Annotated in this window: 22 protein-coding genes and 1 riboswitch; of the genes, 13 read left to right on the top strand and 9 right to left on the bottom strand. The window is 72.1% G+C overall.

Going from position 1 to position 22,942, the window contains the following annotated elements:
* Positions 1-14 precede the first annotated feature (14 nt).
* On the top strand, positions 15-986 hold the full coding sequence (locus BJ961_RS33905; RefSeq protein WP_271416590.1) for a bifunctional GNAT family N-acetyltransferase/NUDIX hydrolase: 972 nt from the start codon (positions 15-17) through the stop codon (positions 984-986).
* Between the two features lie 24 nt (positions 987-1,010).
* On the opposite strand, the gene BJ961_RS33900 is transcribed toward BJ961_RS33905, so the two are convergent.
* The gene (locus BJ961_RS33900) at positions 1,011-2,438 is read right to left on the bottom strand and encodes a M1 family metallopeptidase (RefSeq protein WP_271416589.1); all 1,428 of its coding nucleotides are present in this window, start codon (positions 2,436-2,438) and stop codon (positions 1,011-1,013) included.
* 166 nt (positions 2,439-2,604) lie between these two features.
* Entirely contained in the window at positions 2,605-3,180 is a 576-nt protein-coding gene (locus BJ961_RS33895) for a TerD family protein (protein WP_271416588.1), read from the bottom strand.
* Between the two features lie 176 nt (positions 3,181-3,356).
* Between BJ961_RS33895 and arfB the strand changes: the two genes are divergently transcribed.
* Positions 3,357-3,794: an alternative ribosome rescue aminoacyl-tRNA hydrolase ArfB gene (arfB, locus tag BJ961_RS33890; RefSeq protein WP_271416587.1), complete on the top strand. Its 438-nt coding sequence runs from the start codon at positions 3,357-3,359 to the stop codon at positions 3,792-3,794.
* Here arfB and BJ961_RS33885 read toward each other — a convergent pair.
* Positions 3,718-4,272, bottom strand: coding sequence for a GNAT family N-acetyltransferase (locus BJ961_RS33885; protein WP_271416586.1), 555 nt, complete (start codon positions 4,270-4,272; stop codon positions 3,718-3,720). The genes arfB and BJ961_RS33885 overlap by 77 nt on opposite strands.
* Before the next feature lie 49 nt (positions 4,273-4,321).
* On the bottom strand, positions 4,322-4,921 hold the full coding sequence (locus tag BJ961_RS33880) for a flavin reductase family protein (RefSeq protein WP_271416585.1): 600 nt from the start codon (positions 4,919-4,921) through the stop codon (positions 4,322-4,324).
* A gap of 325 nt (positions 4,922-5,246) precedes the next feature.
* On the opposite strand from BJ961_RS33880, the gene cdgB reads away from it, so the two are divergent.
* Positions 5,247-6,914, top strand: coding sequence for a diguanylate cyclase CdgB (gene cdgB / locus BJ961_RS33875; RefSeq protein WP_271416584.1), 1,668 nt, complete (start codon positions 5,247-5,249; stop codon positions 6,912-6,914).
* Between the two features lie 119 nt (positions 6,915-7,033).
* Positions 7,034-8,020 carry a carbohydrate-binding protein gene (locus BJ961_RS33870; protein ID WP_271416583.1) on the top strand — a complete coding sequence of 329 codons (987 nt, stop codon included), beginning with the start codon at positions 7,034-7,036 and terminating at the stop codon, positions 8,018-8,020.
* A 20-nt stretch (positions 8,021-8,040) separates the two neighbouring features.
* On the opposite strand, the gene BJ961_RS33865 is transcribed toward BJ961_RS33870, so the two are convergent.
* The 3 genes from BJ961_RS33865 to BJ961_RS33855 form a co-directional block, all read right to left on the bottom strand.
* Positions 8,041-8,973, bottom strand: a complete 933-nt coding sequence (locus BJ961_RS33865) for a 1-phosphofructokinase family hexose kinase (protein WP_271416582.1) — start codon at positions 8,971-8,973, stop codon at positions 8,041-8,043.
* Positions 8,974-9,098: 125 nt separating this feature from the next.
* A complete protein-coding gene (gene nagA, locus BJ961_RS33860; RefSeq protein ID WP_271416581.1) occupies positions 9,099-10,244 on the bottom strand; it encodes an N-acetylglucosamine-6-phosphate deacetylase in 1,146 nt (381 codons plus the stop codon).
* The gene (locus BJ961_RS33855; RefSeq protein WP_271416580.1) at positions 10,244-11,305 is read right to left on the bottom strand and encodes an ROK family protein; all 1,062 of its coding nucleotides are present in this window, start codon (positions 11,303-11,305) and stop codon (positions 10,244-10,246) included. Before BJ961_RS33855 ends, nagA begins: the two co-directional genes overlap by 1 nt.
* Positions 11,306-11,404: 99 nt before the next feature.
* Between BJ961_RS33855 and BJ961_RS33850 the strand changes: the two genes are divergently transcribed.
* The 4 genes from BJ961_RS33850 to BJ961_RS33835 all read left to right on the top strand — a co-directional run bounded on the left by BJ961_RS33850 (position 11,405) and on the right by BJ961_RS33835 (position 14,602).
* A complete protein-coding gene (locus BJ961_RS33850; protein WP_456300704.1) occupies positions 11,405-12,670 on the top strand; it encodes an ABC transporter substrate-binding protein in 1,266 nt (421 codons plus the stop codon).
* Between the two features lie 39 nt (positions 12,671-12,709).
* The gene (locus BJ961_RS33845; protein WP_271416579.1) at positions 12,710-12,943 is read left to right on the top strand and encodes a DUF3263 domain-containing protein; all 234 of its coding nucleotides are present in this window, start codon (positions 12,710-12,712) and stop codon (positions 12,941-12,943) included.
* Between the two features lie 65 nt (positions 12,944-13,008).
* Entirely contained in the window at positions 13,009-13,890 is an 882-nt protein-coding gene (otsB, locus tag BJ961_RS33840) for a trehalose-phosphatase (RefSeq protein ID WP_271416578.1), read from the top strand.
* 139 nt (positions 13,891-14,029) lie between these two features.
* Positions 14,030-14,602: a hypothetical protein gene (locus BJ961_RS33835; RefSeq protein WP_271416577.1), complete on the top strand. Its 573-nt coding sequence runs from the start codon at positions 14,030-14,032 to the stop codon at positions 14,600-14,602.
* Between the two features lie 16 nt (positions 14,603-14,618).
* Here BJ961_RS33835 and BJ961_RS33830 read toward each other — a convergent pair whose 3' ends face one another.
* Complete coding sequence (locus tag BJ961_RS33830; RefSeq protein WP_271416576.1) at positions 14,619-16,022, bottom strand: alpha,alpha-trehalose-phosphate synthase (UDP-forming); 1,404 nt, start codon at positions 16,020-16,022, stop codon at positions 14,619-14,621.
* A 93-nt stretch (positions 16,023-16,115) separates the two neighbouring features.
* A complete protein-coding gene (locus BJ961_RS33825; protein ID WP_271416575.1) occupies positions 16,116-17,060 on the bottom strand; it encodes a glucosyl-3-phosphoglycerate synthase in 945 nt (314 codons plus the stop codon).
* A gap of 141 nt (positions 17,061-17,201) precedes the next feature.
* A riboswitch (SAM riboswitch) is annotated at positions 17,202-17,349 on the top strand.
* Positions 17,350-17,366: 17 nt separating this feature from the next.
* Between BJ961_RS33825 and thrC the strand changes: the two genes are divergently transcribed.
* From thrC to BJ961_RS33800, 5 genes are all read left to right on the top strand, one after another.
* Positions 17,367-18,677: a threonine synthase gene (gene thrC / locus BJ961_RS33820; protein ID WP_271416574.1), complete on the top strand. Its 1,311-nt coding sequence runs from the start codon at positions 17,367-17,369 to the stop codon at positions 18,675-18,677.
* The gene (locus tag BJ961_RS33815) at positions 18,674-18,949 is read left to right on the top strand and encodes a MoaD/ThiS family protein (RefSeq protein ID WP_003974680.1); all 276 of its coding nucleotides are present in this window, start codon (positions 18,674-18,676) and stop codon (positions 18,947-18,949) included. The genes thrC and BJ961_RS33815 overlap by 4 nt, the downstream gene beginning before the upstream one ends.
* Before the next feature lie 418 nt (positions 18,950-19,367).
* Positions 19,368-19,571, top strand: coding sequence for a cold-shock protein (locus tag BJ961_RS33810; RefSeq protein WP_004929928.1), 204 nt, complete (start codon positions 19,368-19,370; stop codon positions 19,569-19,571).
* Between the two features lie 383 nt (positions 19,572-19,954).
* Positions 19,955-21,580, top strand: a complete 1,626-nt coding sequence (groL, locus tag BJ961_RS33805; protein WP_007388714.1) for a chaperonin GroEL — start codon at positions 19,955-19,957, stop codon at positions 21,578-21,580.
* Between the two features lie 201 nt (positions 21,581-21,781).
* Entirely contained in the window at positions 21,782-22,912 is a 1,131-nt protein-coding gene (locus tag BJ961_RS33800) for an NADH:flavin oxidoreductase (RefSeq protein WP_271416573.1), read from the top strand.
* Positions 22,913-22,942 lie beyond the last annotated feature (30 nt).

Below are 22,942 nucleotides of genomic sequence, written 5' to 3'. Positions count from 1 at the left end.
GGTAGGTTGCCCCGGTGATCCTCACCCCGCTCCCCCTCACTCCCGACCGCGACATCCCGGGCCCCGTCCTCACCGAACTCACCGCCCTCTACGCCTCCCACCACGCCTTCCACGCGTTCAGCGGCGACTTCCCCGACCCGCGGGACATCCGTCCGGAGCAGGTCGCGGCCGCGCTCGCCGACGAACTGGCGCGGCCCGGCGCCGAGGTGCTGCTGGCCAGGGACGCGGGCCGGCTGGTCGGGATCGCGGTGACGCTCGCCCGGCACCCCGACCCGGCCGACCCGGACCCGTGGATCGGGCTGCTGATGGTGGACGCGGGGCTGACCCGGCGGGGACACGGCAGCCGGCTCGCCGCCCTCGTCGAGGACCGGTTCCGCGCCGCGGGCCGCACCGCCGTACGGCTCGCCGTCCTCGACGGCGACACCGACGCCCTCGCCTTCTGGACCGCCCTCGGCTACACGGCCGTCGACCACCGCCGCGACCTCCGGGCCGGCCGCCCCTGCGCCGTGCTGCGCGGGGAGTTGGAGAGCGACAGGCCGCGCACCCCGCGCCGCGCCGCCCGCGTCGCCGTGCTCGATCCCGACGGCGCGGTCTTCCTCCTGCGCTACGACAACGTCGAGGTCGGCGTGCACTGGGCGATGCCCGGCGGCGGCCTGGAGGCGGACGAGAACCCCCGCGAGGGCGCCCTGCGCGAGGTGCGTGAGGAGACCGGCTGGACCGACCTGGAACCGGGCCCGCTGCTCTGCACCTGGGAACACGACTTCACCCACCTGAGCGTCGGCCCCGTCCGCCAGTACGAACACGTCTACGTCGCCCGGGGCCCCCGCCGCGAGCCCACCGGCCCCCACCTGGCCGCCGCGTACGCCGCGGACGGCATCCTCACCTGGCGCTGGTGGAGCCGGGCCGAACTCGCCGCGGCGTCCGAGCCGCTCTGGCCCCCGGACCTGGCGCTGCTGCTCGACACCTTCGAAGGCCGCCAGCGGTGAGGCGGCGGCGGACGAGCGGGCGGCTCAGGGTGCGTCCGGCCGGCCGTCCCCGCGCAGCCAGTCGGCCCAGATCTCCGAGAAGTCCTCCTCCGGCGCCGACTTCTCCACGTACGCCGTGAAGTCCTCGGTGTCCGCGTTGCCGTGCCGGTGGGCGGCGGCCCAGCCGCGCAGCAGCTTCCAGAAGGCGTCGTCGCCGACCCTCTCGCGGATCTTGTGCAGGACCATCGCGCCCCGCTGGTAGACGGGGCTGTCGGAGATGTGCGCCGCGTCGGGCGGGTCCGCGGGCGGGAACGCCCAGATCGAGTCGTTGGCGTCCTCGTCGTCGTAGTACGTGCCGTCGTAGAGCGCCTCGAAGGTCTTCTGCGCCGTGTCGCCGCCGTGGTCCTCCTCCCACAGCCACTCCGCGTAGGTGGCGAAGCCCTCGTTGAGCCACATGTCCCGCCAGGTCTTCGGGCTGACGGAGTTCCCGTACCACTGGTGGGTGAGTTCGTGGACGAGCAGGACGGTGTCGGGGGCGCCGGGGAAGTAGGGGCGGTTCTGGGTCTCCAGGGCGTACCCGGCGTCCTCGTCGCGGTCGACGATCGCGCCGGCGGAGGAGAAGGGGTAGGGGCCGAAGTTCTCCCGCGCCCAGTCCATGATCTCGGGGATCCGCTTCAGGACCTTCCGGCTCGCGTCGGCCTGCGTCGGGTCGACGGCCGTGTACACCGGCAGACCGTCGTCCGTGGTGGAGCGGGCGGTCTCCCACTCGCCGACGGCGACGGTGACGACATGGCTCGCCATCGGCTCGGCCGTGTGCCAGGTGAACGTCGTACGGCCGTCCCGGGTCCGCTCGTCCCGCAACTCGCCGTTGGAGACCACGCCGAGGCCCTCCGGCACGGTCATCGCGAGGTCGTACGTCGCCTTGTCGGAGGGGTGGTGGCTGCCGGGGAACCAGGCCATCGAGCCCGTCGGCTCGCCCAGCCCGACCGCGCCGTCGGCGGTGGGCAGCCAGCCCTCCTCGGAGTCGTCGGCGTCGGTGATCGTCTCCGGCTCGCCGGAGTACCGGACGGTCACCCGGAACGTCTCCCCGTCGTTCAGCTCCTGGGCCGGGCGGACCGTCAGTTCCTGTCCGGCCCGGTTGAACCGGGCGTCCCGGCCCTCGACCGTGACCTTCTCGACGTCCAGACCCTTCAGGTCGAGATCGAAGGCCGACAGGTCGCGGGTCGCACGGGCGGTGATCGTCGCGGTGCCGGTGAGGTGCCCGGCGCCGGCATCGGCGTCGGATTCGGCGTCGGGGTCGTAGTCCAGCCTCAGGTCGTAGTGGCCGATGTCGTAGCCCCCGTTGCCCGCCTTGGGGAAGTACGGGTCGCGCACCCCCGGGCCGCCGGGAGCGCCCTCGACCGCGCCGCCGCCACTGCATGCCGTGAGGGCGACGACGGTGGCGGCGGCTACGAGCAGACGAGGGGTGCGCACCTCGTGATCCTATGGGGTGTTTCACGTGAAACGCCCGCTGGGAGCGGCTGTTGGGAGGCCGAGGGTCCGGTGGGCGCCGACTGCCGGGAGACCGCGGCAGAGACGCCGAAGGCCCCCCGGCCGGACGTCCGGGGGGCCTTCGTACGGAACGAACGAGCGGTGAACGTCAGACGTTCACGCCGAAGTCCTGGGCGATGCCCACCAGGCCCGAGGCGTAGCCCTGGCCGACGGCGCGGAACTTCCACTCGGCGCCGTTGCGGTACAGCTCGCCGAAGACCATCGCGGTCTCGGTGGCCGCGTCCTCGGACAGGTCGTAGCGGGCGATCTCGGCGCCACCGGCCTGGTTGAGGATGCGGATGTAGGCGTTGCGCACCTGGCCGAAGTTCTGCGAGCGGTTCTCCGCGTCGTAGATCGAGACCGGGAAGACGATCTTCTCGATGTCGGCCGGGAGACCGGCCAGGTTGACGTTGATCGCCTCGTCGTCGCCCGCGCCCTCACCGGTGCGGTTGTCACCGGTGTGGACGATCGTGTTGTCCGGCGTCTGCTTGTTGTTGAAGAAGACGAAGTGGGCGTCGGAGTAGACCTTGCCCTCGGTGTTGACCGCGATCGCGGAGGCGTCGAGGTCGAAGTCGGTGCCGGTGGTGGTACGGACGTCCCAGCCGAGGCCCACGGTGACTTCGGTCAGGCCCGGAGCCTCCTTGGTGAGCGAGACGTTGCCACCCTTGGACAGGCTTACAGCCATTGTTTGGGAGTCCCTTCCCTCGTGTACGTACGGCAAGAAAGCTACAGCTACCACCATGAACGTCGAGAGGGGTCCACAAGGTTCCGCGCCTCTTTACTTTCTTTACCGAGAGCGGGGCCGGAAGTGTGACCGGGATCCGGATATTCGGGTGACGCGGACGGCTCGCGGGCGGGAACATGGAGGGCATGTCCGGTCCCCATGTCATCCGCGGCTCCGTCTCCCTGCCCGAGGCCGAGCTCGTCTGGCGTTTCTCGCGCTCCTCGGGACCCGGCGGACAGCACGTCAACACCACGGACACCGCGGTGGAGCTGCGCTTCGACCTGGCGCGCACCGAGGCCCTGCCCGAGGTGTGGAAGCAGCGGGCGCTCGAGCGGCTCGCCGGGCGGCTGTCCGGCGGGGTCGTCACCGTCCGCGCCTCCGAGCACCGCTCCCAGTGGCGCAACCGCGAGACCGCCGCCGTGCGCCTCGCCGCCCTCCTCGCCGAGGCCACCGCGCCCCCGCCCCGGCCCCGCAGGCCGACCCGCATCCCGCGCGGCATCAACGAACGTCGGCTGCGGCAGAAGAAGGAGCGCTCCCAGACCAAGCGGGGACGCTCCCCGAAGAACTGGGACTGAGACCCGGTCGGTCCAGCTCCAGCACGCCGACCGTCTCCTCCTCGGCCTTCTCCCCGTTGGGACGGAAGCCGAGGCCCAGGTAGAAGTTCTCGGGGCCGTGCTCGCCGGGGTGCCAGGTGACGAAGCACTCCGTGCCGCCGCGGCGCCGGACCTCGGCGGCCACCGACTCCACGGCGAAGCGGCCGTATCCCCGGCCCTGTTCCCCCGCGGCGATGTTCAGACGCCACAGGCCGGAGCGCAGTGCGCTGCCGTCGTCGTACCAGTCGATGCCGAAGAAACCCATGAGGAACCCGACCGGGCGGTCGCCGTCGAGGATCAGGCGCGGCCAGGCCTTCCCGCCGTGGACGTACGCCTCGGCGAGGGACTTCACGACCGGGGAGACGGCGAACTCCTGGTCGGGCCGCACCCGTATCGCGAGGGCGGCCTCGATGTTCGCCGGGGTGATCTCCTCCAGGCGGAGCGTGGTGCCGGTCGTCATGCGCGCACCCTAGGCGGGGCCCGGGGGCACGGGCGAGCGAATTCCCCGCTCAGCCCAGCTGCCGGTACCGCCCCCGGAAATACGCCAGCGGGCCCCCGTCCGCGCTCGGCAGCGCGGCGGTCAGGACCCGGCCGATCACCAGGGTGTGGTCGCCGGCCGGCACCCGCTGCTCGGTGCGGCACTCCAGGGTCGCCAGGGCGCCGCCCGCCAGGGGCGCCCCGGTGGCCTCGCCCCGCACGTACGGGATGTCCGCGAACAGGAGGCGGTCGCTGACCCGGCCCTTCATCGCGAAGCGGCCCGCGATGTGCCGCTGGCTCTCGGACAGGACGGAGACCGCCCACAGGGGCTGCTCGTCGAGCAGGTCGTCCATGCGGGAGCCCTCGCGCAGGCTGACCAGGACCAGCGGCGGGTCCAGGGACACCGACATGAAGGCGGTGGCCGTCATCCCGACGTCCTCGCCGCGCGGCGCCAGCGGGTCGTCGGGGTCCAGCGGCGGCTCCTGCGCGGTCACCAGGACCACACCCGAGGCCAGCCGGGACATGGCGGCACGGAACTCCTCGTTGCTCACCCCCTCAGCATGCCCGGAGGCGGGCGACGGCAACGGGGACGCGGGGGACGCGGGAGACGTGAGAGACGGAGTGTTCGACACCCCGTCACGCTAATCTCCGGTGCGTGGGCCGGGCATCGGGCCCCGGTCCCAACCGGGACCTAGGACCATGGGAGGAGGCGTGCGCATACCCACAAACTTTGCGTTCGGTAAACACACGGGGAAACCGCGGAATCCCCTCTCAATTGTTCATCTTTCCCTGTGACTTGAGTCACAAGGGGCGGTAATTGTTGACCCTGTGTACCGAGTGGGGAGCGCGCTGTGATTCAGTGACGGGGAACCTGCAAGAGCACGATCCGAGGCACCCTCAGTAAAGGCGCCGAAGAGAACCCTTGATTCACTGCGAGGTCTCGGGGGGAGGGCGAGCATGGAGACCGACTCGGAGCCCTACGTCCGCCTTGCGTCCCTGCGGCAACTGCACCAGGCCATGGCCGACATGAACAAGGCCCGCAGCCTGGCCGACACGCTTCAGGCCGTCGCGGACGGCGTCGTCCAGGCCCTCGGGTACGAGCTGGCGTGCGTCAACCTGGTCGGCCCCGACGGCGACCTGGTCGTCGCCGCCTTCGCCGGCAACACGGCCGCCGAGGCGCTCATCACCGGCCGCTCCGGCTCCCGCGAGTCCTGGGACCGGCGCCTGGGCATGGGCGAGCAGTGGGGCGACCTGATCTTCATACCCCACACCGAGGGCTGGGTCCTCGACGACGACGACGTCCCGCAGTGGTACACCGACGGGCCCGCGCCCCGCTTCGAGGACGAGTGGCACCCCTCGGACCGGCTCTTCGCCCCGATGTACGCGCCGGGCCCGCAGGGCGCCGGCAACAGCGGCGAGCTGATCGGCGTCCTGTCCGTGGACCGGCCCCGCAACGGCCGCCGCCCCGGCGCCTGGGGCCGCGAGGCTTTGCAGATGTACGCGTTCCAGGCCGCCATCGCGATCAGCAACGCCCGGCTCCGCTCCAACATGCAGCGCGCCCTGGTCCGCCTGGAGCGCGACCAGCAGGCCCTGCGGGCCAGCGAGGAAAGCTTCCGGCAGGCCTTCGAGTACGCCCCCTCCGGGATGGCCATCGCCGAGATGGGCGGCGACCAGCACGGCCGCATCCTGCGCACCAACGACGCCCTGTGCCGCCTGCTGGGCCGCCGCGCCTCCTCGATGCGCCGCTACGCCTTCTCCGACCTCGTCCACCCCGAGGACATCGGCACCCTGCTGCGCACCTCCGCCGAGGGCGGCCGGGCCGAGCTGCGCCTGGGCCGCCGCGACGGCACGTACGTCTGGGTCTCGCTGCGCAACAGCGTCGTCGCCGACGCCGCCGACGGGCCGCGCTTCCTGCTCACCCACGTCGAGGACATAGAGGAACGCAAGCGCCGCGAGCTGCAGCTCGCCCACCGCGCCTCCCACGACTCCCTCACCGGCCTGCCCAACAGCGCCGAGCTGCGCTCCCGGCTCGCCGCCCGGCTGTGCCGGCGCCCGCAGTCCTCGCACGCGGCCGTGGCCGACGCCATGGACGCCGCCTACGGGCACCCCGCCGTCCTCGACTCCGGCGGCCACACCTTCGACTTCGCCGCGGTCGCCGAGCCGTACGGCGCCTTCGACCACCACGTGCACGCCGTCGCCCCCGAGGAGGGCGGCCGCGACGACGGCACCAAGGGACTCGCGGTCCTCTTCTGCGACCTGGACGGCTTCAAGTCGATCAACGACCGCTTCGGGCACAACGCGGGCGACGCGGTCCTCATCGAGGTCGCCCGGCGGCTCAGCGCAGGCGTCCGCGACGGCGACACCGTGGCCCGCCTCGGCGGCGACGAGTTCGTGATCCTCGCCAACGGGCTCGGCCGGGCCGACGCCGAGGACCTCGCGGTACGGCTGCGGGGCGAGATCATCCAGCCGATCCGGGCCGAGGGCCGGGCCGTCCGCGTGGGCGCCAGCTTCGGCATCGGCTGGGCCCACTGCGGCATGACGGCGGACGAAGTGCTGAAGTCCGCCGACGAACGGATGTACGTCGAGAAACGATCTCGTCCCAAACAGCATCGCCGAGCCGGATGATCACCAGGTCAGCGCGCTGATGCGGTCTGAGTCACCCTTTCGGGTCAGTGGGGGAGGGTAGGCTCGCCCTCTCACACCCGTACCGCACCACGCACCGCATCTGGTTAGGAGACCAAGGGATGACGCCCGGCAACAACGGCGCGAGCACGCCCGAGGACGACGACCCCTTCGGCTACCTCTACGCCGACGGGCAGGCCAACGGGGCCCAGCCGCCGTCCGGTGGCTACGGCTACCCGAACTCCGTCAACCGGGTGCGTCCCGTCGGCACACGGCAGTACGGCGCACCGCAGGGCCCCGGCGCGCAGACCGCCGCCCACGGCCAGGCCGCCCCGCCCCAGCAGGGCGCCTACGGCCAGCCGCAGGGGGCGTACGGGCAGCCGAACGCGCACTACGCCGCGCCCGAGACCTTCCCCGGCGGCGGCGGTCCCGGTGGGCCGCAGCAGCCCTCCGGGCACGGCGGGGGCGGCGGGCGCCGCGGCCCCAACACCAAGGGCCTGCTGATCGGCGCGGTCGCGGTCGTCGCCGCCGTGGTCGTCGGCATCGTCGTGGTCATGACGAGCAGCGGCTCCGACGACGACAAGGGCGGCAACGAGGCGGGCGGCGACACCGCCCCCACCCAGTCCCAGTCGACCGAGCCCAGCCCGTCGGCGAGCGACGACGCCCAGGAGGAGGTCGAGCTGCCGGCCGCCGACGCGAAGGCGCTGAGCCTGTCGCCCGGCGTGACCACCGCGTCGGACGTCGAGGGCGCCGAGTCGGACGGCGGCACCTACGTCACCAGCCTCAACCAGCCGGGCGCCTCGGTCACCTGGACCATCGACGGCATCCCCGAGGACGGCGTCTACACCCTCTTCACCAAGTACAGCGCGGCCGGCGAGGACCAGTCGATGACCCTGATGGTCAACGGCAAGGAGTTCGGCAGCAAGCTCAACCTCGGCAACTTCGCGCACGCCGAGGACGGCGACTTCGCCAAGGGCTGGACCAAGACCTACGCCTGGCCCACCCTCAACAAGGGCACCAACACGGTCACGCTGTCCTGCGCCGACGGCGACAAGTGCAACGTCCTGCTGGACCAGTTCTCCCTGAAGAAGGGCCAGGTCAAGGAGTAGGGCCCGCGGGCCCGGCGCCGTCAGGCGGCGCCCGCCTCCGCCGTCACCGCGACGCCGCGCCCGAGCAGCTCCTCGTACGCCGCCCGGTCGAACTCGCCCGCCACCGGCGCCAGCACCGTCGCCGCCGACAGTGCCACCGCGCGGGCCAGCCGGTCCGGCCAGGGCAGCTGCTCGACCAGGCCGGAGAGCAGACCCGCGACCGCGGAGTCGCCCGCACCGGTCGGGTTGCCGCGGACATGAGCGGGCGGCGCGGCCCGCCAGCGGCCCTCGGGCGTCACCGCGAGCAGCCCCTCGGCGCCCAGCGAGGCCACCACCGAGCGGGCACCGCGGCGCCGGGCCGCCTGCGTGGCCCGCAGCGGCTCGTGCGAGCCGGTCAGCTCGGCCAGCTCGTCGGCGTTCGGCTTGATCAGGTCCGGACGGGCGGCGAGGCCCCGCCGCAGCGGCTCCCCGCTCGTGTCCAGCAGCACCGGCACACCCGCGGTACGCGCGGCGCGCACCAGCCCGGCGTACGCGCCCACCGGGACGCCCGGCGGCAGGCTGCCGCACAGGGCCACCGCGGCGGCGCCGGCCAGCAGGTCCTCGTACGCCTCCTGGAAGGCGTTCCACTCGGCGGGGGTCACGGTCGGGCCGGGCTCGTTGAGCTGGGTGGTGTCGCCGGTGCGCTCGTCGACGACGGCGATGGTGCGCCGCGTCGGCCCGGCGACCGGCACGAGCGCGTCGCTCACCCCGTGGACGCCGGTCAGCCCCTCGCTCACGAGGCGGCCGGTGGTGCCGCCCGTGAAGCCGGTGACCGTCACCTCGTGCCCGAGGGCCGCCAGCACGCGGGCCACGTTCAGCCCCTTGCCGCCGGGCCGCTCCGTCACCCCGGTGACCCGGTGGGAGGCATGCGGCCTCAGGCCGGCGACCCGATAGGTGATGTCGAGAGCGGTGTTGAGCGTGACGGTGAGGATCACCTGGGTCGACCTCCCCCGATCGCCTGCGGCTGCCGTGTGGACACGATCATGCCAAACGGATGGTGGCGGGCCCAGCCCCCGGGTCCCCCGCCGTCCCTCGCTCGGGTGGCGGACCCGGGGACGGATCAGCCCAGTTGGGGATCGACCACCCATTCGCCCCGGCGCATCACGCCCACCACGTCGAAGGCGTCGTCCAGGACGACCAGGTCGGCGTCCCGGCCGGGTTCCAGGGAGCCGATGCGGTCGGACAGGCCCAGCAGCCGCGCCGGATTGGCGGAGATCGCCGCGACGACGTCCCCGACGGGCAGCCTGTCCACCGTCACCGCCCGCTTGAACGCGCGGTCCAGGGTGAGCGTGGAGCCCGCGATCGAGCCGCCCTCCACCAGCCGGGCCACGCCGTCCGAGACCTCGACCTCCAACGGGCCCAGCAGGTAGCGGCCGTCGCCGAAGCCGGCCGCGTCCATCGCGTCGGTGATGAAGGCGACCCGGTCCGCGCCCGCGTGGTGGAAGGCCAGCTGGAGCGCGGCCGGGTGCAGGTGCGTGCCGTCGTTGATCAGCTCGACGGTGATCCGCTCGTCCTCGAGCAGCGCCGTGATCGGACCGGGGGAGCGGTGGCCGAGCGGGGGCATCGCGTTGAAGAGGTGCGTGGCGACGGTGGCGCCCGCGTCGATCGCCTGGACCGTCTGCTCGTAGGTGGCGTCGGTGTGCCCGACCGCGGCGATCACCCCGTGCTCGGCGAGCAGCCGCACGGAGTCCAGGCCGCCCGGCAGCTCCGTGGCCAGCGTCACCATCTTCGCGTGGCCGTGCGCCGCGTCGATCAGCTTGCGCACCTCGGCCGGATCCGGGTCGCGCAGCAACTGCTCGTCGTGCGCGCCCTTGCGGCACGGGGAGATGAACGGCCCCTCGAAGTGGATGCCAACGATGTCACCCTGCTCGGCCAGCTCGGCGAGCACCCCGGCACGCCGGGCGAGGAAGTCCAGTTCACCGGTGACGGCGGAGGCGACCAGTGTGGTCGTGCCGTGCCGGCGATGGGTCTCGACGCCCCGGAGGATCTCCTCGGGGGTGCCGCTGGTGAAGGACGCGCCGCCGCCGCCGTGGTTGTGGATGTCGACGAAGCCGGGGACCACCCAGTGGCCCGACAGGTCGAGGACGTCTGCCTGCGGGGACGCCGTGTCCGCGATCCGCGTGCCGTCGACGATCACGCGGCCGTCGTCCACGGTCCCGGTGGGCAGTACCACCCGGGCACCGGCGAGAACCTTGCTTGGGGCCATCAGGTGGTTACCTCCGGGGGAGTCACGGTCGTAGGAGAGGTGCTGTGCGGGTCGGTGCTGTGCGGATCCGTGCGGTGCGCACCGGTGCGCGGGGGGTCGGAGCGCTGGGGGGCGATGCCCCGCGAACCGGTCCCCTGCGGACCGGCTTCGAGCAGGTCCCAGGCCATCAGCCCGGCACCCAGGCAGCCGGCGGTGTCCCCCAGTGCGGCGGGGACGATCTCCGGCAGCTTCTGGAAGGTGACGCGACGCCGGACGGCGTCCCGCAGCGGTGTGAACAAGGTTTCCCCCGCCTCGGCGAGGCCGCCACCGATGATCAGGACGCGCGGGTCCAGCAGAGTGAGCGCGGTGACCAGCCCGTCGGCGAGCGCGTCCACGGCGTCCTGCCACACGGCGAGGGCGCGGGCGTCGCCCGACTCGACGGCCTTGGCGCAGTCGGCTGCGTCCGCGTCCGGGTCGCCGCAGGCCTCGGCCCACGCCTGGCTGACCGCCGACGCGGACGCGAACCGCTCCAGACAGCCGCGCTGCCCGCACGGACACGGGATGCCGCCGGGACGCACGACCACGTGGCCGATCTCGCCCGCGAAGCCGTGGGCGCCCGACTCGACCCGCCCGTCGATGCCGATGGCGCCCGCGATACCGGTGCCCAGCGGCACGAACAGGAACCGGTCGGCGCCCTTCCCGGCCCCGACCCGGCCCTCGGCGAGCCCTCCGGTGCGCACGTCGTGGCCGAGGGCGACCGGAATGCCGCCCAGCCGGTCGCCGAGCAGCGACCGCAGCGGCACGTCGCGCCAGCCGAGGTTGGCCGCGTACACGGCGACGCCGTGCTCGTCGTCGATGATGCCGGGGACGGCGACGCCCGCGGCGCGGGCCGGCTCGCCGAACCGGTCGGCGCCGTAGGCCCGCAGCTCGGCGGCGAAGTCCAGGATGCCCGCGACGACGGCCTCGGGTCCCCGCTCGCGACCGGTGGCCCGGCGGGCCTGGTGCAGCAGTTCGCCCTCCGGCCCCGCCAGGGCGGCCTTCATCCCGGTGCCGCCCACATCGAGGGCGATGACATGTCTCACGGGGACAGTGTGGCCCGTCTACCCGGGAGAGGTCTAGTCCACTCGCGTGGTGTAGACCTTAATCCGGTAAGCGGACGGGCGCAGGGTTGGGGATTTCGGGTGCGGCGGCGTAGGACAGGAACGATCGCGGCGGTGTCCGCACTGGGCATGACGGCGGTCCTCGGCGGCTGTGGACTCACCGGCGACTCCGACGGAGTGACCCTCCGGCTCGTCGCCGCCGACTACGGCGACGGCAAGGACAACAGCTCCCAGAAGTACTGGGACGATCTGGCCGAGTCCTACGAGGCCAAGAACCCCGACGTGCACGTGGACGTCACCGTCTACTCCTGGAACGACGTCGACCGCAAGGTCCGCGAGCTGGTCGAGGCGGGCAAGGCGCCCGACCTGGCGCAGATCGGCGCCTACTCCGACTACGCCGACAAGGACCTGCTCTACGCGGCCGACGACGTGCTCTCCATCCCGGTCCAGGCCGACTTCGTCTCCCAGCTCGCGGGCGCGGGCCAGGTCAACGGGGTGCAGTACGGACTGCCCTTCGCGGCCTCCACCCGGGTGCTCTTCTACAACAAGACCCTCTTCGACAAGGCCGGTCTCCAGCCGCCCAAGTCCTGGGACGACCTCGCCGACGCCGCCGAGGCGCTCGACGAGAAGGGCGTGAAGTACCCGTACGCCCTGCCGCTGGGCGCCGAGGAGGCCCAGGCCGAGACGATGCAGTGGATGCTCAGCGGCGGGGGCGGCTACACCGACGACGTCGGCACCTACTCCCTCGACTCGCCGCAGAACGTCACCACCTTCACCTGGCTGCGGGACGAACTGGTCGGCAAGGGCCTCACCGGCCCCGTCGCGCCCGGCAGACTCGACCGCGCCGACGCCTTCGCCGCCTTCGCGAACGGCGACGTCGGCATGCTCAACGGCCACCCCTCGCTGATGAAGGCGGCATCCGACAAGGGCGTGAAGTACGGCATGGTGACCACCCCCGGCGCCGACGGCGAGAGCACGAGCACCCTCGGCGTCTCCGACTGGATGACGGCCTTCAGGAAGAACGGCCACCAGGAGGAGATCGGCGACTTCCTCGACTTCGTCTACAGCGAGGAGAACGTCCTCGACTTCTCCCGCGAGTACGACCTGCTGCCGGTGACCACCTCGGCGTCCCGGACCATGAGCACCGCGGCGGAGGACAGGAACCTCAAGCCGTTCCTGGACGAGCTGCTGCTCTCCGAGCTGTACCCGGTCGGCAAGACCTCCTGGGCGTCGGTCAGCGCGGACGTCAAGAAGCGCATCGGCCAGGCGGTCGCCCCGGGCGGCAGCCCCAAGGAGGTCCTGGGACAGCTCCAGGCGACGGCGATGCGGGCGGGCAGCGCCGAGTAGCGGCCGCCGCTGTCGGTGGCGGGCGGTACGGTGCCGTACATGGACCCGGGAGAGCTGGCCGAGCGGGAACGCGGCATCCTCGCGCTGGAACGCCGGGGCTTCTCCGGCCCCGGCGCCAAGGAGCGCGCCGTCCGCGAGGAGCTGGGCCTGGCCCCCGTCCGCTACTACCAGCTCCTCAACGCCCTCCTCGACGACCCCCGCGCCCTGGCCTGCGACCCGGTGACGGTCAACCGCCTGCGCCGGGTGCGGGAATCCCGCCGCGCGGACCGCTGAGGCCGCACGGACCGCTGAGTCCGCGGCGACGCGTGGGACCGGCGGCCGCGGGATAGGTTCGCGGTATGGGCAGCCACCAGGACTCCACCCGAGACGACTCCCCGCACGCCCCGCACTCCTTGCCGACGCCCGCGACGGCCGCCGGACGCGAGGGGCTCGACGCCCTCCTCGCCCGCCCCGGCCGCGCGGTGATCGCGCTGGACTTCGACGGCACGCTCGCCCCGATCGTGCCCGACCCGGACCGGGCCCGCGCCCACCCGGAGGCCGTACCGGCGCTCGCGGCCCTGGCCCCGAAGGTCGCCTCGATCGCGGTGATCACCGGCCGCCCCGCCGAGACTGCCGTCCACCACGGCGGCTTCGCGGACGTCCCCGGCCTCGACCACCTCGTCGTCCTCGGCCACTACGGCGCCGAGCGCTGGGACGCCGCCACCGGCACCCTCACCACACCCGAACCGCACCCCGGCGTCGCCGCCGTCCGCGCCGGGCTGCCGGAGCTGCTGGAGCGGTCCGGGGCGGCGGCACAGGGCACGTGGACCGAGGACAAGGGCCACGCGGTCGCCGTCCACACCCGCCGCGCCCCCGACCCGCAGGCCGCCTTCGACACCCTGCGGGCCCCGCTCACCGACCTGGCCTCCCGGCACGGCCTGATCGTCGAACCGGGGCGCATGGTCCTGGAGCTGCGCCCGCCCGGCATGGACAAGGGCGCGGCCCTGCGGTCGTACGCGCACGCCCTCGACGCCGGGTCCGTCCTCTTCGCCGGTGACGACCTCGGCGACCTCCCGGCCTACGCGGCGGTCGACACCCTCCGGGAGGAGGGCACCCCCGGCCTCCTGGTCTGCAGCGGCAGCGACGAGGTGACGGAACTCAGGGAGCGCGCCGACCTGGAGGTGCCCGGCCCGGCCGGGGTGGTGGCCCTGCTGTCCGCCCTCGCGAGCCGACTCGCCTGAGACAACGTCACGAACGGTTCCCCCGCATGTCACAGGCGTGTCCTGACGGCACCGGCGGGGGAACCCGGACCGGTGCCCCTGCGCTCTTGGATGCCGTAAGGCCTGCTCGGCCAGGCACAGAACCGTGGAGGAATACGTCATGCCCGCTCGGAAGACCCCGATGCTCGCCCTCGCCGCCCTGGCCCTCGGCCTCTCACTGACCGCCTGCGGCAACGGCGGCAACGGCGGTACCGACGACGCCGCCCCCGCCACCACCGCCACGAGCACCGCACAGTCCCCCGCCGCCACCACCGGCACCTCCTCGGACGCCTCGAAGGGCAACGGGGAGAAGTGCACGGACCAGAAGGACTACGCCGGCGACCCGAGGTCGAACGCCGAGATCAACTCCATCGGCGAGGACACCGGCACCTGCCCCGCGCCCCGGTCGGGCGGCGGCGCGGCCCCGGACGCCCCGAAGGACAGCGGGGAGAAGTGCACGGACCAGAAGGACTACGCCGGCGACCCGAGGTCGAACGCCGAGATCAACTCCATCGGCGAGGACACCGGCACCTGCCCCGCGCCGCAGTCCGCCGGCACGCCGTCCGGCACCCCGAAGCAGGACGGCGTGAAGTGCACGGACCAGGTGAACTACGCGGACGACTCCCGGTCGAACGCCGAGATCAACTCCATCGGCGAGGACACCGGCTACTGCCCGCCCGTCCAGGCACGGTGACCGGCGCCCGCCTCTCTCAGCCCCGCAATGCCTCCAGCTGATCCAGGAACCACCGGGCCGGAGGCAACGCGGTGGCGGCGGCGGACAGCCGCTTCGACCGCTCGGCCCGCTCTCCCGCCGACAGGCGCAACGCCTCGTCCAGGGCCCGGGCCGTCCCCGTCACGTCGTACGGGTTGACGACGACGGAGTCCTCGCCCAGCTCCTCGAACGCCCCCGCCTCCCGCGACAGCACCAGCGCGCACCCCGCGTCGGAGACGACCGGGACCTCCTTCGCGACGAGGTTCATCCCGTCCCGCACCGGATTGACGAGGGCCACGTCCGCCAGCCGGTACGCCGCCAGCGACCGCGCGAAGTCGTCCTTCACGTGCAGTACGACCGGCGTCCACCCCGCTGTGCCGAACTCCTCGTTGACCGCGTCCGCGACCCGCCGCACCTCGGCCGTGTAGTCCCGGTACACGGCGAGGTCCTGCCGCGACGGGTAGGCGAACGCGACGTGCACCACCCGCTCCCGCCACTCCGGCCGCTCCGCCAGCAGCTCCCGGTACGCCAGCAGCCCCCGCACGATGTTCTTGGACAGCTCCGTCCGGTCCACCCGCACGACGACCCGGCGCGTCCCGCCGTCCGGTGCGGTGCCGATCTCTTCCCGCAGCGCCGCCATCCGCTCCTCGACGTCGGCCTCGTGCGACCGCCCGCGCAGGAAGTCCGCGTCGGCGCCGAGCCCGTGCACGCCGGTCTCCGTGCCGCCGGTCCCGCCCACCAGGGCGTCGCAGCAGGCGGTGAACGCGTCGGCCCACCGCCGGGTGAGGAACCCGAGCCGGTCGGCGCCCAGCATCCCGCGCAGCACCTGCTCGGCGATGTCGTCCGGCAGCAGCCGGAAGTAGTCGACCGGGGCCCACGGCGTGTGCGAGAAGTGGCCGATCCTGAGATCGGGCCGCAGCTCGCGCAGCATCCCCGGCACCAGCGTCAGGTGGTAGTCCTGCACGATCGCGACCGCACCCTCGGCGGCCTCCTCGGCCAGCGCCCGGGCGAACGCCCGGTTGTACGCCTCGTAGGAGGCCCACTGCCGCCGGAACTCCGCGTCGAAGACCGGCTCCAGGGGCGTCTGGTACAGCATGTGGTGCACGAACCACAGCACCGAGTTGGCGATCCCGTTGTACGCGTCCGCGTGCACGTCCGCCGGTACGTCCAGCATCCGCACGCCGTCCTCGCCGACCCCGCGCCGCACCGCCTCGCGGTCGCCGTCGGACAGCGCCGAGCACACCCACAGCGCCCCGGCGTCCGGCCCGATGGCCGACAGTCCCGAGACCAGCCCGCCACCACCCCGTCGGGCGTGCAGCGACCCGTCCTCCCGCACCTCGTACGAGACCGGCCCCCGATTGGAGGCGACCAGCACCTGAGCAGCACCGAAGCTTGAAGCCATACGCCTCAACCTAGCCCGGCCCCGAAAACCTCAAACGTGCCCACGCGTCACCTCTGCGTTCCGGGGGACGCCATGCGCGCTCCCGGGCCGTCCTCAGGCCACCTTCCGGGCCGCGTACTCCGCGATCTCCGTCATCGGGGGCCGTTCCTCGGTGTCCACCGCGTAGGTGTGCGGCTCGAAGCCGTCGACGCCCCGTTCGAACTGGGTGAGGGTAGGCCGGACCAGGTGGCCGCGGGCCAGCCGGAGCTGCGCGGTGCGGTAGATCGCCGCGGCCATCCGGCCCAGGGCCCGCCCGTCCTGGTGGCGGTGGACGCGGACGCCGACGTCGACCTGCGCGAGCGCGTCCAGGCCCACCAGGTGCAGGGCGTCGACCAGCATGCCCAGCTCGACGCCGTACCCGACGGGGAAGGGCAGCCGTTCCAGCAGCGAGCGCCGGGCCGCGTACTCGCCGCCCAGCGGCTGGACGAACCCGGCCAGCCGCGGCCAGTGCAGGTTGAGCAGCGGGCGGGCCATCAGCTCGGTGACCCGGCCGCCCTGCCCGGCCGCTCCGTCCAGCGGACGGTCGTACATGGCCTTGACCAGGTGCACGTCCGGGTCGGTGAGCAGCGGGCCCACGATCCCGGAGACGAAGTCCGGGGAGAACTCGCGCAGGTCGGCGTCGACGAAGCACACGATGTCGCCGCCGGTGACCAGCAGCGAACGCCACAGCACCTCGCCCTTGCCCGGCACGGCGGGTATGCGGGGCAGGATCGCGTCCCGGTGCACGACCCGCGCGCCCGCCGCGGCGGCGACCTCCGACGTACGGTCGCTCGAACCGGAGTCCACCACCACGATCTCGTCGACGAGCGGGTTCCGCAGCATCAGCTCCCGCCGGACGACCGCGACGATCTCGCCGACCGTCGCCTCCTCGTCCAGTGCGGGAAGGACCACGCTGACCGACTGCCCGGTGGCGTGCTTGGCGGACAGAAGCTGCTGGATCGGCCGGTCCCCGGCGGACCAGGAGCGTGCGTTCAGCCAGCGCTCGACTTCTTCCAGCACGTCCCCTGGCTCCTTTGTGATCCATCTCGCGGTACGGACGACTATCTCAACCGCCCTGGCCTTCGGTTACAGTCTTGAACAACGCGTGGGGCCACCGCATGCCGGGGTCGCCGCGCGCACAACCGAAAAACAACCACATACCGCTCATCCAGAGGGGCAGAGGGATACGGCCCGATGAAGCCCCGGCAACCCTCCAGCCGGCTCTTGTCACGCAGACGTGGCGAGGCTCCCGGCTAGGGAAGGTGCCAAATCCGTCTCACGGCGAGATGCGTCGTGAGGAAGATGAGGAGAAAGGGCCTCGCCTCCATGGCTGTGCAGACTGCCGAATCCACCCCGAACTCCGGGAACCCCGCGAACGCCACGGCCGCAGCGGTCGACCTCGGCCCCGCCGCGGCGCTGAGCTGCCGGGAGTGCGGCCACCGGGTCCCGCTCGGACCGGTCTTCGCCTGCGAGGAGTGTTTCGGCCCCCTCGAGATCGCCTACGACTTCTCGGCGTACGACACCGAGGAACTGCGTCGGCGCATCGAGGCCGGCCCCGCGAACATCTGGCGCTACGCCCCCCTCCTGCCCGTCCCCGCCGACGTGGCCGACAAGCCGAACATCAACCCCGGCTGGACCAAGCTCGTCAAGGCCGACAACCTCGCCCGCGAGCTGGGCGTCACCGGCGGGCTGTACGTCAAGGACGACTCCGGCAACCCCACGCACTCCTTCAAGGACCGCGTCGTCGCCCAGGCCATCGAGGCCGCCCGCGCCTTCGGCTTCACCACCCTCTCCTGCTCCTCCACCGGCAACCTCGCGGGTGCCGTCGGCGCCGCCGCCGCCCGCGCCGGCTTCCGCTCCTGCGTGTTCATCCCGCACGACCTGGAGCAGGGCAAGGTCGTCATGGCCGCCGTCTACGGCGGCGAGCTGGTCGGCATCGAGGGCAACTACGACGACGTGAACCGCTTCTGCTCCGAGCTGATCGGCGACCCGGCCGGTGAGGGCTGGGGCTTCGTCAACGTCAACCTGCGCCCGTACTACGCCGAGGGTTCCAAGACGCTCGCCTACGAGATCTGCGAGCAGCTCGGCTGGCGGCTGCCCGACCAGCTCGTCGTCCCGATCGCGTCCGGCTCCCAGCTGACCAAGATCGACAAGGGGCTGAAGGAGCTGATCGAGCTCGGCCTGGTCGAGGACAAGCCGTACAAGATCTTCGGTGCGCAGGCCGAGGGCTGCTCGCCGGTCTCCACCGCGTACAAGGCGGGCCACGACGTGGTCCGCCCGCAGAAGCCGAACACCATCGCCAAGTCGCTGGCCATCGGCAACCCGGCCGACGGCCCCTACGTCCTGGACATCGCCCGCCGCACCGGCGGCGCCGTGGAGGACGTGACCGACGAGCAGGTCGTGGACGCGATCAAGCTGCTCGCCCGCACGGAGGGCATCTTCGCGGAGACCGCGGGCGGCGTGACGGTCGGCGTCACGAAGAAGCTGATCGAGGACGGCGTGCTCGACCCGTCGCTCACCACCGTCGTCCTGAACACCGGCGACGGCCTGAAGACCCTCGACGCGGTGGCCGGCACCGGCCTGACCGCGACGATCCGCCCCAACCTGGACTCCTTCCGAGAGGCTGGCCTCGCATGAGCGTGACCGTTCGCATCCCGACCATCCTGCGCACCTACACCGGCGGCAAGGCCGAGGTCAGCGCCGACGGCGCCAACCTCGGAGAGGTCATCTCCGACCTGGAGAAGAACCACACCGGCATCGCCGCCCGCGTCCTGGACGACCAGGGCAAGCTGCGCCGCTTCGTCAACGTCTACGTCAACGACGACGACGTCCGCTTCGAGCAGGGCCTCCAGACCGCGACCCCGGACGGCGCGGGCGTCTCGATCATCCCGGCGGTCGCCGGCGGCTGATCCCACCGCGCACACGTCTCGTAGTGCGTATTGCCCTCTCCGTAAGAGAAACGGAGGGGGCAATTCCATGTGGTTGAGCACGGTAGAGTTGGGGAACGCGCTCCCGATCACGAGATCGGGAACCTTGAATTCCTGCCGACCGTCCGACAAGAAGTAGCCAAAGTGCGGGCGTGTTTCGCGGCTTTTGCTCCCTTTGCGTGCCCTGACTTGACCCGTATTCAGGCGAATGTTCGCCATATTCCGGACCGGGTACGTCCAGATTTCTCGTCCGACTGACCTGTTGCAGACGGCAGTTGGACAGATACATTCAGCCGCGGTCGACGCGTTCCGGCGCACGCCCCCAGTCGTGGGGGGCGAGGTCTGACCCGGGTTCGCGAAGTGCGGATCTGTGCAAGGGCCAGTAATAGGGGAGTTAGGCATGGCTCAGGGCACCGTCAAGTGGTTCAACGCGGAGAAGGGGTACGGCTTCATCGCGGTCGACGGTGGTGCGGATGTATTCGTCCACTACAGCGCGATTCAGATGGACGGCTACCGCACCCTCGAAGAAGGCCAGCGGGTCGAGTTCGAGATCTCGCAGGGTCAGAAGGGCCCGCAGGCCGACATGGTTCGCCTCAGCGCCTGAGACGCGCGGCCACCACAGCACCCGGTCTTCATCCGAAGGGCCCGTACCCGCTGGGTACGGGCCCTTCGGCCTGCCCGGACGGGCCCCGCGGCGCTGTTCGCGGGTGGCGGACCACGGACTCCGATCCCCGAGAGGCGCTTGCGCCCGCCCGTCACCCGACCACCACCCCTCAACGAGCCCGCTTTGCGGGCGCACCTTGCACTCGGGCATGCCGAGTGCTAATCATTGCGTTAGCACTCTGAAGGTGAGAGTGACAACGAAGGACCGGGTCGGTGAGGCCCGCAGGCCGGGTGGGGAAGGAACCGCACGGCAGGCGAGCCGTCCGTCGCGGGCGCGGGCGCGGTCCGAAGGAATCACCCCCAGTCCTGGAGGGACCACTTCACATGGCCAAGATCATCGCGTTCGACGAGGAGGCGCGGCGCGGCCTCGAGCGCGGCATGAACCAGCTCGCGGACGCCGTCAAGGTGACGCTCGGCCCCAAGGGCCGCAACGTCGTCCTCGAGAAGAAGTGGGGCGCCCCCACGATCACCAACGATGGTGTCTCCATCGCCAAGGAGATCGAGCTCGAGGACCCGTACGAGAAGATCGGCGCCGAGCTGGTCAAGGAAGTCGCCAAGAAGACGGACGACGTCGCCGGTGACGGTACGACCACCGCGACCGTTCTCGCCCAGGCCCTGGTCAAGGAAGGCCTGCGCAACGTCGCGGCCGGCGCCAACCCGATGGCCCTGAAGCGCGGCATCGAGAAGGCCGTCGAGGCCGTCTCCGCCGCCCTGCTGGAGCAGGCCAAGGACGTCGAGACCAAGGAGCAGATCGCCTCCACGGCCTCCATCTCCGCCGCCGACACCCAGATCGGCGAGCTCATCGCCGAGGCCATGGACAAGGTCGGCAAGGAAGGCGTCATCACCGTCGAGGAGTCCCAGACCTTCGGTCTGGAGCTGGAGCTCACCGAGGGTATGCGCTTCGACAAGGGCTACATCTCGGCGTACTTCGCCACCGACATGGAGCGTATGGAGGCGTCGCTCGACGACCCGTACATCCTGATCGCCAACTCCAAGATCGGCAACGTCAAGGACCTGCTGCCGCTCCTGGAGAAGGTCATGCAGTCGGGCAAGCCGCTGCTGATCATCGCCGAGGACGTCGAGGGCGAGGCCCTGTCGACCCTGGTCGTCAACAAGATCCGCGGCACCTTCAAGTCCGTCGCCGTCAAGGCCCCGGGCTTCGGCGACCGCCGCAAGGCCATGCTCGGCGACATCGCCATCCTCACGGGCGGCGAGGTCATCTCCGAGGAGGTCGGCCTCAAGCTCGAGAACGCCACGCTGGACCTGCTGGGCAGCGCGCGCAAGGTCGTCATCACCAAGGACGAGACCACGATCGTGGACGGCGCCGGCTCCGCCGACCAGGTCCAGGGCCGGGTCAACCAGATCCGCGCCGAGATCGAGAACAGCGACTCGGACTACGACCGCGAGAAGCTCCAGGAGCGCCTGGCGAAGCTGGCCGGCGGCGTGGCCGTCATCAAGGCCGGTGCCGCCACCGAGGTCGAGCTCAAGGAGCGCAAGCACCGCATCGAGGACGCCGTCCGCAACGCGAAGGCGGCCGTCGAGGAGGGCATCGTCGCCGGTGGTGGCGTGGCCCTGCTCCAGGCCTCCCAGGTCTTCGAGAAGCTGGAGCTCTCGGGTGACGAGGCGACCGGCGCCAACGCCGTGAAGCTCGCCCTGGAGGCCCCGCTGAAGCAGATCGCCGTCAACGGTGGTCTCGAGGGCGGCGTCGTCGTGGAGAAGGTCCGCAACCTGACCGTCGGCCACGGCCTGAACGCCGCGTCCGGCGAGTACGTCGACATGATCGCCGAGGGCATCATCGACCCGGCGAAGGTGACCCGTTCCGCGCTGCAGAACGCCGCCTCCATCGCCGCGCTGTTCCTCACCACCGAGGCCGTCATCGCCGACAAGCCGGAGAAGGCCGCCGCGGCCGGTGCTCCGGGCGGCATGCCGGGCGGTGACATGGACTTCTGATCGCCTCTCGGCCGATCACTGTCCTGCGTACCGAGGGCGGTACCCCCTGTTCCGGCAGGGGGTACCGCCCTCGGGCGTGTCCGGGACCACATCCTCCCGGGAGCGGCGGGCGGAATGCGGGTGCGGGACGGGGCGGTTGACGCCCACGCAAGGTGCATGCACGCGCACACACCCGACGGCACCCTCCGAAGGAGCCCCCACGTGACCGTTACCACCGACGAGGCCGCGACCCGCGCCGCCCGGCTGCTCGCCCGGCCCGCCACCCTGGGCGGCCTCACCGTGCCGAACCGCGTCGTGATGGCGCCGATGACCCGGATGTTCTCCCCCGGAGGCGTCCCCGGCGAGGACGTGCGGTCGTACTACTCGCGTCGCGCCGCCGCCGGCGTCGGACTGATCGTCACCGAGGGGACGTACGTCGGGCACGACTCGGCCGGGCAGAGCGACCGCGTCCCGCGCTTCCACGGCGAGGAGCAGCTCGCCGGGTGGGCGAAGGTCGCCGCGGCGGTGCACGAGGCGGGCGGCACGATCGTGCCGCAGCTGTGGCACATCGGCATGGTGCGCAAGGCCGGCCAGCCGCCGTTCGCCGACGCCCCCGCCGTCGGCCCCTCCGGACTGCGCATCGGCGAGACCGAGCCCACCGGCCGGGCGATGACCCAGCGCGACCTGGACGACGTCATCGGCGCCTTCGCCGAGGCCGCCGCGGCCGCCGAGCGCATCGGCTTCGACGGCGTGGAGATCCACGGCGCCCACGGCTACCTCGTCGACCAGTTCCTGTGGTCCGGCACCAACCGCCGCACCGACGCCTACGGCGGCGACCCCGTGGCCCGGACGAAGTTCGCCGCCGAGATCGTGGCCGCCGTACGGGAGACGGTCTCCCCCGGCTTCCCCGTGATCTTCCGCTACTCCCAGTGGAAGCAGGAGGCCTACGACGCCCGCCTCGCCGAGACCCCGCAGCAGCTGGAGGCCGTCCTCGCCCCGCTCGCCGCGGCCGGTGCCGACGCCTTCCACGCCTCCACCCGCCGCTACTGGCTCCCCGAGTTCGACGACTCCGACCTCAACCTCGCCGGCTGGACCAAGAAGCTCACCGGCAGGCCCGCCATCACCGTCGGCTCGGTCGGCCTCGACGGCGACTTCAACAAGGCATTCCAGGGCGAGGGCGCACCGGTACACGGCCTCGACAACCTCCTCGACCGCATGGAACGCGACGAGTTCGACCTCGTCGCCGTCGGCCGCGCGCTGCTCCAGGACCCGCAGTGGGCCGAGAAGGTCCTCACCGGCCGCTTCGACGCCCTCGCCCCCTACGACGCGGCGTCCCTGAAGACCCTGAGCTGAGCGGGCCCTGAACCGAGCGCGGCGCGCACC

Origin of the sequence: Streptomyces lienomycini (assembly GCF_027947595.1) — a bacterium.
Lineage (GTDB): Bacteria > Actinomycetota > Actinomycetes > Streptomycetales > Streptomycetaceae > Streptomyces > Streptomyces lienomycini.
This window is presented reverse-complemented; position numbering and strand designations above follow the sequence as displayed.